Origin of the sequence: Gordonia sp. i37 (assembly GCF_002043085.1) — a bacterium.
Classification (GTDB): domain Bacteria; phylum Actinomycetota; class Actinomycetes; order Mycobacteriales; family Mycobacteriaceae; genus Gordonia; species Gordonia polyisoprenivorans.
Genome location: NZ_MVPX01000337.1, coordinates 1 through 2,938 on the forward strand (window position 1 = coordinate 1; position 2,938 = coordinate 2,938).

Below are 2,938 nucleotides of genomic sequence, written 5' to 3' on the forward strand. Positions count from 1 at the left end.
TGCCGATCTCTTCTGCGGGTTGGAACACCAGCATCAGACATCCGCGCCAGGTGTCGTCGGCGGCGAGGTCGTACGCCGCGCCGATCAGGCAACTGGTGTGGACGTCATGGCCGCAGGCGTGCATCAACGGGGTGCTCGTCCCGTCGGCGTGGGTGCCGACCGCGGTGCTGGCGTAGTCGAGTCCGGTCTGTTCCTGCACGGGCAGGGCGTCCATGTCGGCGCGCAACAGAACCGTCGGGCCCGCTCCGCGTGTCAGTACTCCGACGACCCCGGTTCCGCCGATCCCCTCGGCCACCACGTACCCCGCGGCGCGCAGGTGGGCGGCGGCGATACCGGCCGTGCGTGTCTCGGTGAAGGCGAGTTCGGGGTGGCGGTGCAGGTCCCGATACAGCGTCGGCACGTCGATGGTGGTGGTCATGGGCACTCCTTCAATCCTGCGGTTCGCCGACCTCGGTGTCGGCGGGGACCACGAGCAGCGGTACCTCGCGCCGGCCGATCATCCGGTGCGCGACGGATTGTCCGAGCGCCGAATCGAGCACCGACATCAGTCCCCCGCGCGGGCTGCCGATCGCCACGAGCAGTGCCGAATACTCGTCGGCGACCGCTGCGAGCAGGTCGGCCGCCGACCCGTGTGCGCTGTGGTAGGTCCACGACGCAGGCAGTGCGTCGAGCAGGCCCCGGGCGGCGAGTGCGTCGCTGTCGACGGTGGCAGCGAACTGCTGGATCCCAGTCGGGCGCATCGAGATCGAGTGGTTCGTCGTCGAGATCGACGATGTGGACCACGTGGATGTGCGCGTCGAGTCGACGCGCCAGCATCACGGCGAAGCGGACCGCGGCGACGCTGTCGGGGTGCCGATTCCAGCCGACGACCAGCGCGGTTCGTGCGGTCACCGACGGCGTGGGCCCGTGACGTCGTCGACGCAGCGGCCCGGTGTCCTCGGAACCTCGGTCCTCGGATTTTCGGTTGTGGGAACTTCGGTTGTGGGAACCTCGGTGGTGGGAATAGCGGTTTCGGTCGTTGTTGCTCATCGCGCTCCTCAGATCGCCCACATCAGGGCCAGCCCGGCTGCACATGCGGTCACCGAGGCGACCACCGAGCCGACCGCGTTGGCCATCGCGAGCATTCCGTGCCGCTGCTGGGCGAGCCGAATCGTCTCCACCGATGCGGTGCTGAATGTCGTGTATCCGCCGCAGAATCCGGTCCCGACGACGGCTTGCAACCCGGTCGGCGCCCCGTGCGAGATCACCAGCCCGGCGAGCATTCCCAACACCAACGACCCGGTCACGTTGATGACGACCGTGGCCCACGGAAAGGTCGTCGATCGCCATCGTTTGATGCTGCCGTCGACGACGAACCGGGCGACCGCGCCGAGGGCACCCGCCAGCAGGATCGCGATCACCGTCATGCGACCTCACCTCCCCGGCCCTGTAGAGCGGCACCGGCGAGCGCGATACCGGCCCAGACGCACAGGATTCCGCCGACCACGCTGACTGCTGCGTACGCGATCGCGGTGCCCGGCGCGCCGTGGTGTCCGAGTTGAGCGGTTTCCAAGGCGAAGGAGCTGTAGGTGGTGTACGAACCACAGAATCCGGTGCCGACGAGCACCCGAACGCGTCGTCGCCATCCCTCGTCCGGCCCGGCCAGGGCGAGTACCTCGAGCAGCGCGCCCAAGACGAGGGAACCGCTGAGGTTGATGCCGAATGTGGCCCACGGCCAACCGGTTCCGTGGGCCGGGAACAACTCCTCGAGCAGGTAACGCATCCCGGTACCGGCAATACCGCCGAGAAAGACCAGCGCGAGCGCTCCCGGCTGCAGATGCAGGGGCCGTGGAGCCGGGCTGTCGGGGTCGACGGGACGAGGAGCTGGTGGATTCGAGGTCGGTTCGGGGTGTGGGGGTGCGCCCATGACAGAGCTCCTTTCCGGCAATCGGAACAGGAGCCATCAGCCTTGTCGGCGGTTCGGGCCGGCGCGGCCCGGGCGAGATCCATCACCCGCGGCCGATGCTACTCGACGTCCGTCGAATCCGGGTGCAGGCGTCGGCGCAGGAGCGGAACACCCACACCGACCACCGCCGCGACCGCGAGACCGAGAAGCGTCTCGCCGACGCGCTCACCGAAGCGTCCGGGTGCGGTTCCGGTGGTCGCCGCACCGAGCATGAGGATGACCAGAAAGGTGGTGAAGGTCGGCAGAATGTACCATCGGCTGCCGCGGGTGCCCGCCGCCGCGGCGAGCACCACCCCGACCACGATCGCCAGCGACCAGGCAGGGGCATGGTCGACGAGTACGACGGCGGCCGCACCGCCGGTCACCACTGACACGAAACGCCCGGCGGTCCGCCACAGTTGCAGATCAGGATCCGGCCTCATGACCAGAAGCGCTGCCGCGCAGGCCCATCCGACGTGATCGAAGCCGGAGGCGAATCCGATGCCCGCGGTGATCGCCCCCACCACACCGACGAGCAGGCCATACTGCATCCCCGGCACCCGCGGCCCCGGCCCACCGCCGGGCCCGTCCGGGACGAGACGCTCCGGGATGACGACGGCGACGACGAACGCGGCGAGGCCACCGAGGAGGAACAGTCCGGTGATCCGCAAGCCGACGGCCACACCGTCGGAGCTCAGGCCCACCCCGATCAGCGGTGGCGCCATGATCGTCAGCAGCATCGACAGTCGCGGACGTCGCAGTGCGGGCGCCGACCACACGGCCAGCACCGGCAACACCGCCATCACCGCCACGGCGAGGACCGGGAAGGGAGCGACAGCGGAACCGAGGATGATCGGGACCCCGAGAACCGGTCCGGCTGCCACGATCACGAGCCGGGAGCGTCGGGCATGCGGTACGCCCACCACCAGCGCCGGGATCATGCCGACCGCCAGGGCAGCGCCGGCGCCCACGTCGACCAGTGCCGTCACGACGATCGCCGGGATACCCGCCACG

4 protein-coding genes, 1 pseudogene and 1 riboswitch are annotated in these 2,938 nt (G+C 69.5%); all 5 genes and pseudogenes read right to left on the reverse strand.

The features are described 5' to 3' along the window. On the reverse strand, positions 1-418 hold a 418-nt coding region (locus B1964_RS16325), incomplete at its 3' end, for a M20/M25/M40 family metallo-hydrolase (protein WP_139765762.1). Between the two features lie 10 nt (positions 419-428). Beyond that, positions 429-891 (reverse strand): annotated as a pseudogene (locus B1964_RS31080) (universal stress protein). A 146-nt stretch (positions 892-1,037) separates the two neighbouring features. Further along, the gene (gene crcB, locus B1964_RS16335; RefSeq protein WP_079930524.1) at positions 1,038-1,406 is read right to left on the reverse strand and encodes a fluoride efflux transporter CrcB; all 369 of its coding nucleotides are present in this window, start codon (positions 1,404-1,406) and stop codon (positions 1,038-1,040) included. Then, positions 1,403-1,906: a fluoride efflux transporter CrcB gene (gene crcB / locus B1964_RS16340; protein ID WP_079930525.1), complete on the reverse strand. Its 504-nt coding sequence runs from the start codon at positions 1,904-1,906 to the stop codon at positions 1,403-1,405. Before crcB (B1964_RS16340) ends, crcB (B1964_RS16335) begins: the two co-directional genes overlap by 4 nt. Positions 1,907-1,926: 20 nt before the next feature. Beyond that, a riboswitch (Fluoride riboswitch) is annotated at positions 1,927-2,002 on the reverse strand. Between the two features lie 2 nt (positions 2,003-2,004). Continuing rightward, a complete protein-coding gene (locus B1964_RS16345; RefSeq protein WP_253194033.1) occupies positions 2,005-2,937 on the reverse strand; it encodes an FUSC family protein in 933 nt (310 codons plus the stop codon). Position 2,938 lies beyond the last annotated feature (1 nt).